Genomic DNA, 6,640 nt, shown 5'->3' with positions numbered 1-6,640 from the left:
CTCAAACACGACCTCCACCCGACCATCCTCGGGCACCGTCGGCAGCAGCGTGCCCACCGACGCCAGCCGCGGCCGATGTGTGTCGACAATCAGCTTCCACCGCGCGGGCGCAACCGGCACCGCCGCCTCACCCGCATCGAACAGCGTGACCGAATTCACCACCGAGACCGGCGCCACCGGCAGCGCCTGAGCCGTCGCATCACGCCAGCGGTCCAGCGCCAGGCGAAAAGTCCGCGTCAGAAGCACCTTGCCGGTGCGCGCCTCAATCGCCGCCATCGCCGCCCGGAGACAGCTTTCCAGCAAGCCATCCTGCATTCCGTCATCAGAAAAGCCGGTGCCCAGTCGCAGGTGATCCCGCAAAATCTGCACCGGCAGCGCTGCCCCCGGCACGCTCGTCAACTCTGTCAACATCATCATCCGCTCCTTGCCCCTCAAATGCGCCCCAAGGCGGGACCGGACGCGCGCCCCGCGCCACTCAGACGGAGGGGAGCAGCTAGAAGGCGCCGGACAGGCGCGCGTCCGCAGGTCCGGGCGCTACGCCCCCGGACCATCCGTCAGCCGGTCAGGAGACGGCAAATTTCAGAAGCTTGATCGCCGCGAAATCGCTGACCCCGCCGCCCACGCGCTTTGTGGCATAGAACAGCACATGCGGCTTGGCGGAAAACGGGTCGCGCAGCACACGCAGATCCGGGCGTTCGGCCACCGTATAGCCGGCCGCGAAATCGCCGAAAGCGATGGCATAGGCATTGGCGCCGATGTCGGGCATGTCCTCTGCGATCAGCACCGGATAGCCCATCAGCCGCGCGGGTTCGCCCGCCGCCAGACCGTCGCTCCACAGGAAGCGACCATCGGCATCCTTCATCTTGCGCACCGCGCCCGCGGTTTTCGAGTTCATGACGAAGCTCGCATTGGCGCGATAGGTGGCGTCCAGCGCATAGACCAGATCGACGATGGCATCCGCCGGATTGGTTGCCGAAAAATCTCCTGCCGTGCCAGTGGCAATGTAGCCAAGGCTGCCCCAGGCCCAGCTCGCCTGCGCCACCTTGGTTCCGGTCAAAAAGCCCTTGGGTTTGCCCACGCCATCGCCACCGACAAAGGCCGCTGCCTCGGCACGGGCAAACTTGTCGGCAATACGGCCCGCCAGCCAGCCTTCGACATCGAAGGCGCTGTCGTCCAGCAGGCGCTGGCTGGCCTTCGGCATGGCCGAAAGCTCATGCAGCGGGATCGAGATACGCTCGATCTGCGGCGCGGCGGTCTCGGTCACGGCGCTCGCCTCGGTGGCCCAGCCGGTGCCCACATCGCTGTGGTCGATCACCACATCGAAGGAGGTTGCCTCCACCTGCACCACATTGGCAATCGCCCGCAGCGACGAGGTGGATTTCAGGGACGACCGGATGGTCTCCGCCGTCTGCGGGTCCACCAGATAGCCGCCCTCGGCCGCCACGGCGGTGTTCAGCCCCTTGCCCTCCAGCACGAGCCCGCGCAGCCCGTCATCATCGCCCGAACGCAGATAGGCGTCGAAGGCCTTCTGATGGGGCGCGCCCAATTCGGCCGCAGCCGAAAGCGCGGGGCGGCCGTAGGTCATGGTTTTGCGATCCAGCATGGTCAGTCGCTCTTCCTGTTGTTGCAACGCAGATTTCACTTCACCCTGAAAGACGCTGAATTCATTCAGGAAACCCATCATGGCGGCTTTCATTTCCACCGCTGATTCCAGCGGGACGGCAGACATGCCGCCTTCGCCGCGCGCCTTGTGCCCGGTCATTGCCTTGTCCTTTCCGTCTGGTCGTGAAGGCCGCCTAGCGGTCGGCCAGGGTCCGGCGGGCCTCGTCAAAGACCTGCGCCAGCGAACGCCAGGTGTCGTCGGGGTGATCGCCCTTCGCCGCCACCCGCGCCTCCGCAAGCATGGGGAAGGTGACCAGCGACACCTCCCACAGCTCCAGCTCGGTCAGAAGCCGCTGCCCCTTCCCGTCGCGTTCCGATTTGACCGTGCGATAGCCGATCGACAGCCCGTCGATGGCCCCCGCCGCCAGCAGCGCCGCTGCCTCGCGGCCACGCGCCACCTCGGGCAAGAGACGCCCCTTGACCCAAAGGCCACGGCCATCCTCGCGCACCTCGTCCCAGATGCCGATGGGCTGCGTCGGATCATGCTGCCACAGCATCTTCACCCGCCGCCCTGCCGCGCCCAGCCTGACCAGAGATCCGGCATAGGCCCCCGCCTGCACCACATCGCCACCCTGATCGCCGCGCCCGAACAGGCTCGCATAGCCCTCGATCTCGGTGCCGCCGATGACCCGCAACCCGGCCTCAGCCGTGTCGCCCAAGGCCACGAATTTCCGCTCCGGCGCGCCGAAGCCCGTGATATATCCCATGCCCGTCACCTCATCGCCGCTTTCAGCACCGCCTCGGCCCCCTGTGCCAGCAGGAAGGCCGCGACGCCGTAAACCCCCAGCCAGATCCGCTTTTCCAGCCGCTCCAGCGCGCCGTCGATCTGCGTCAGCCGATATTCCAGCGCGCTCCAGCGTTCCTCCGCCACGCGCTCGTTCGCCTCGATCCGCGCCGCAGCCGCGTCGAAACTGTCGTATAGATAGCGCGACCCGCCTGAGGCCCGCTCGCGCCCGCTCATTCCTCCTCCGCCAGCCGCGGCAGCCCCAGCAGCGCGCGCTTTTCGGCCTGCGTCAGGAAATCGGCCGCACCGACCCGCGCCCATTGCTGGTCACGCTCCACCGCCAGCGCCGGCACCTGATCCAGATCGGGGCGCAGCTCCACCGCCTCGCCGGTGAAGCCCGCCAGCCAATGCGACACCGCCGCCGTGACCTTGCCCACCAAGGGCAGCACCGTCAGCCGATAGAAGGCGCGGTTCGCCTCCTGATAATTCGCATAGGTCGCGTCGCCCGGAATCCCGATCAGCATGGGCGGCACCCCGAAGGCGATTGCGATTTCCCGCGCCGCTGCCTCCTTGGTCTTCTGGAACTCCATGTCGCTGGGCGAGAACCCCATCGGCTTCCAGTCCAGCCCGCCTTCCAGAAGCATCGGTCGCCCGGCATTGCGCGCGCCCTGATGGTTCGCCTCGATCTCGGTCACCAGCCGGTCATATTGATCGGGGCTCAGCACCGCCTGCCCGTCACCGCCCTTGTAGACGATGGCCCCCGAGGGCCGCGCCGCATTGTCCAGCAGCGCCTTCGACCAGGCACTCGCCGCCGAATGCACATCCAGCGCCACCGCCGCCGCCTGCATCGGCGCGAAACCGTAATGGTCGTCCTGCGGATGGAAGCTGCGGATATGGCAGACCGGCACCACCTCACCCGTCATGTCGAACCGATGCACCCGGCCGCCGACTGTATAGTCATAGGCGACAGGCCAGCCATCCGCCCCCGGCACCAGGCTCATCCGGTCCGAGCGCAGCACATGCAGCTCGCCCGGAACCTTGCCTACCCCCGGCACCGCCTCCAGATAGGCGTTGCCCGACAGCAGAAGCTGCGCATAGACCGCCTCAAACAGATCCGCCCGCCCCTGCGCCGGATTGGGCCGCCGTACCAGATCCAGCACCGGGTGCTGCTCATAGCGCCGCTCGGCATCCTGCAAGACCAGAGGCAGCGCCGCCGCCGCCTCGGCGATCAGCTTCACCGCGCGAAACCCCACCGGATTGCCCTGAAAGCCGTTGCGCACAAGGCTCACCGTATCCCGCGCGCTCCAGACCGACCGGCCCGAAAGCCCGAAGGCCACCACCCGCCCCGTGGCCGAGGCTTTCTGCTCCGGCGCCACCCTTTCGGCGCGCCGCAGGAAATCGAACACCATCCCGCTCTCCTTCATCCGGGCAACAGCCCACCATGCCCGCACGCCAGCGCGCGCGACCCGGAGCCTCTTGCTACTTGTCCAAATACTCCCGCCGGAGGCGTCTACAGCCGCCGCACCTGCGGGCTGGCCTGCCGCTGCGCAGGCTCCACCATCAGCGCGGTCAGCGCCCAGACCAGCGCGTCCACCCGGTCGGGCGAGCCACGGCCTTCATACCCCCGCGCCGTCATCCGGCACATCTGATCCTCCAGCCGCGCCAGCCCCCGCAGATGAGTCACCCGTCCCTGCTCATACAGTGCCGCCACCGGCTCAGCCCGCGCGGCCTTGCCCTTCGAGGCCCGCACCGCCCGGAACGGCACCAGCGGATCAACCTGCCGGATCACCGCCTGCACCAGATCGCCGCCCTGATTGACCTCGGCCACCAGCCGGTCAGCGCCGTGCCGCTGCATGGCGGCAATCGCCGCCCGCGCCCAGCCATCGGGCGAGGCGCCCTGCACGCTGGCATCTTCCAGCACACAGGCCCGCCAGTCCTGCACCGGCCCCTCGGTCACCGCGCTGACCACCACGATCCCGCACTCGTCCGAGCCGCCATGACCGGTGACCGGCGGATCGACCGCCACCACCACCCGCCCCCTCGCCGGAGCCTCGGTGACACGCGTGCGCTCCAGCATCGCCTGCGTCCACAAGGCGCCTTCCGCATCCTCGACCAGAATGCCCTCCAGCTCCTGCATACCCGCCCGCGTGCCGCCATAGCGCGCCGTCACCTCATCGAGGAAACTCGCCGCCAGATAGGCGCGGTTGGCATCCGTCGGCGCATGGGTCACCACCGAGGACGGGTTGTTCAGGATCGCCTTCAGCACCGCCACATTGCGCGGCGTCGTCGTCACCACCTGCTGCGGATGCGGCCCCAGACGCAGCGCGAATTGCAGCTGGTCCCAGGTCTCCTCCGCCTTCTTCCACTTCGCCAGCTCGTCCACCCAGGCTGCGTCGAACTGCGGCCCGCGCAGGCTTTCCGGCTCATGCGCCGAAAACACCTGCGCCACCGCGCCATTCGGCCAGACCAGCCGCCGCCGCCCCGCCTCCCATTGCGGGCGCCGATCCGGGGGCGAGCACGCCAGAATCCCGCTGTCGCCGAAGATCATCACCTCGCGCACCTGATCCTGCGTCTCACCCACCAGCGCCACCCGGCTGGCCCGGCCGGGGTCGGCGGGGCGCGCGCCTTCCACCTGCGCGCGCACCCATTCCGCCCCGGCCCGCGTCTTGCCTGCCCCGCGTCCGCCCATGATGACCCAGGTTTTCCAGGCCCCCTCAGGCGGAAGCTGGTGCGGCAGCGCCCAGAACTCGAACATCCACGGCAGCGCCAGCAGCGCTTCATCGCTCAGCCCGCCCAGAAACTCATCCACCACCGCCGGCGTCACGGAGGCGAGCCAGCCTGCGCCCGATTTCAGCCCGGGCCGCGGCGAAATCCAGTTCTCCGCCAGAGCCTCCTGCGACCCCGGCAACCTGCTTGCGGAGTTTGTCAACGCGCGTCCTTTCATCCATGACCATCTGGAAAGCCACACGCAGATCCTTCACGGCCTGCGCTGCCGCCTTCACCTCGCCCAGTTCGCCATCCCGCAGCCTTCGCGTGGCCGTGGCCAGCTCCAGCGCGATTTCCTGGTAATAATCTTCCGTCGCCCTCAGCAAAGCCTCAGGCCCGTTCTCTCCCGCAGAGAAGTCCATTCCCATCCTGCTGCCGCCCGCCTCTCATGCCTCCGCACGAGTGAAATGGAAAAGCGAGCGCCCCGGGTGCCCCCCGATCCGTCGCTCGCCGCATTTCTTCTAGCATGCAACCATCTCTATATCCCCGGCATTAAAAAGTCAATTATTATTGTATTTTCAATATATTAACCAAACGAACGCACCCTGCCAGATCCCTGCAACACCCCGCCAATCACCCTTGGCAAACCCACCACAACCCGCTAGGAAAACATCCGGAACAGTGGCCGAGTGGTCTAAGGCAACCGACTTGAAATCGGTCGGGCCAGAGATGGCCCCGTGGGTTCGAATCCCACCTGTTCCGCCAATTTTCACCCGCTAAGCGCATGAAATAAAAGAGAAATTCGGCTCATCACACTGTCTTTTTCCACCATTCCTTCCCCCATTTGGCGGCGGATTGAAGCGGAATATCTGTAACGCGACAAAAACATAGGGTTTTTTAAGAGAGTGCGTTGCCCTATCCGTCGCTAGGTGTCGTTACCCGTCGCCAACCGTCTTTCCTCAATAAAATAAGGCGCTTGCCGAGGCTGTGAGGTTCTGGTGCCGTGTCTGGGCGACTCCGGGGCGGTCATGGCGGTCGCGACGAAAATATTGCGCCAAACAGGTGGCCAGAGCGTGATCCGCGCCCTCGCTGGCGCCCGGACCCGAGCTGCTAATCGCCCGAAAACATCAATAAAACTTGGCTTTAACGGCTGTTTCAGGGCGATTCAGCCAATCCGGGGAAAGTGCGAAACTCGGAACTCGTGCGCGGATTTTTCAACTCAGTTCATAGTTACGTCTTTTCAACACCTTATGGGGATTTCACCCGGTCTTTCGCCCCCGAAACCCCTGTTTTTGGGCCGGAAACTCGGAACTGGCGGCCTTCCAGTTCATAGTTACATGATTTCAATGCGTTAGGAGAAATGGCGATGTGCGAGCTATGCGCCACCCGCATAGGTCAGCGGATGGCGCTTCTGGTTCAGGCTGGAAGGCCTGCCATCGCCGCGCCGACCTCCTCGACCGTCGTCGCGGCGTCGATTGCGGCGCTGGCGGTGAGGCGGAGGGCCTCCAGATCGGCGGCGGTGCTGCGCCAGAGGGTGGCGAGGTTGAG

General features: G+C 66.2%; 7 protein-coding genes and 1 tRNA gene. 1 reads left to right on the top strand and 7 read right to left on the bottom strand.

All coding sequences use genetic code 11. The annotated features are described in order from the left end of the window. The 7 genes from AO684_RS20720 to AO684_RS22450 all read right to left on the bottom strand — a co-directional run. A partial coding sequence (locus tag AO684_RS20720; RefSeq protein ID WP_235451335.1) for a hypothetical protein occupies positions 1-414 on the bottom strand: 414 nt, incomplete at its 3' end. Between the two features lie 148 nt (positions 415-562). Next, positions 563-1,762: a phage major capsid protein gene (locus AO684_RS20715; protein ID WP_054304638.1), complete on the bottom strand. Its 1,200-nt coding sequence runs from the start codon at positions 1,760-1,762 to the stop codon at positions 563-565. Positions 1,763-1,796: 34 nt separating this feature from the next. After that, positions 1,797-2,369 (bottom strand): HK97 family phage prohead protease, encoded by a 573-nt coding sequence (locus tag AO684_RS20710; RefSeq protein ID WP_054304637.1) that lies wholly within the window; start codon positions 2,367-2,369, stop codon positions 1,797-1,799. A 5-nt stretch (positions 2,370-2,374) separates the two neighbouring features. Continuing rightward, positions 2,375-2,623, bottom strand: a complete 249-nt coding sequence (locus AO684_RS20705; RefSeq protein ID WP_054304636.1) for a hypothetical protein — start codon at positions 2,621-2,623, stop codon at positions 2,375-2,377. Beyond that, positions 2,620-3,795 carry a phage portal protein gene (locus AO684_RS20700; protein WP_054304635.1) on the bottom strand — a complete coding sequence of 392 codons (1,176 nt, stop codon included), beginning with the start codon at positions 3,793-3,795 and terminating at the stop codon, positions 2,620-2,622. The genes AO684_RS20705 and AO684_RS20700 overlap by 4 nt, the downstream gene beginning before the upstream one ends. A 101-nt stretch (positions 3,796-3,896) precedes the next feature. Then, positions 3,897-5,141 carry a DNA-packaging protein gene (locus AO684_RS20695; protein ID WP_235451336.1) on the bottom strand — a complete coding sequence of 415 codons (1,245 nt, stop codon included), beginning with the start codon at positions 5,139-5,141 and terminating at the stop codon, positions 3,897-3,899. 46 nt (positions 5,142-5,187) lie between these two features. Further along, positions 5,188-5,514: a hypothetical protein gene (locus tag AO684_RS22450; protein WP_235451334.1), complete on the bottom strand. Its 327-nt coding sequence runs from the start codon at positions 5,512-5,514 to the stop codon at positions 5,188-5,190. A gap of 253 nt (positions 5,515-5,767) precedes the next feature. On the opposite strand from AO684_RS22450, the gene AO684_RS20685 reads away from it, so the two are divergent. Continuing rightward, positions 5,768-5,857: transfer RNA gene (locus tag AO684_RS20685), tRNA-Ser, on the top strand. Positions 5,858-6,640: the final 783 nt, after the last annotated feature.

The sequence above is a fragment of the Gemmobacter sp. LW-1 genome (assembly GCF_001303875.1).
GTDB lineage: Bacteria > Pseudomonadota > Alphaproteobacteria > Rhodobacterales > Rhodobacteraceae > Gemmobacter > Gemmobacter caeni.
This window is presented reverse-complemented; position numbering and strand designations above follow the sequence as displayed.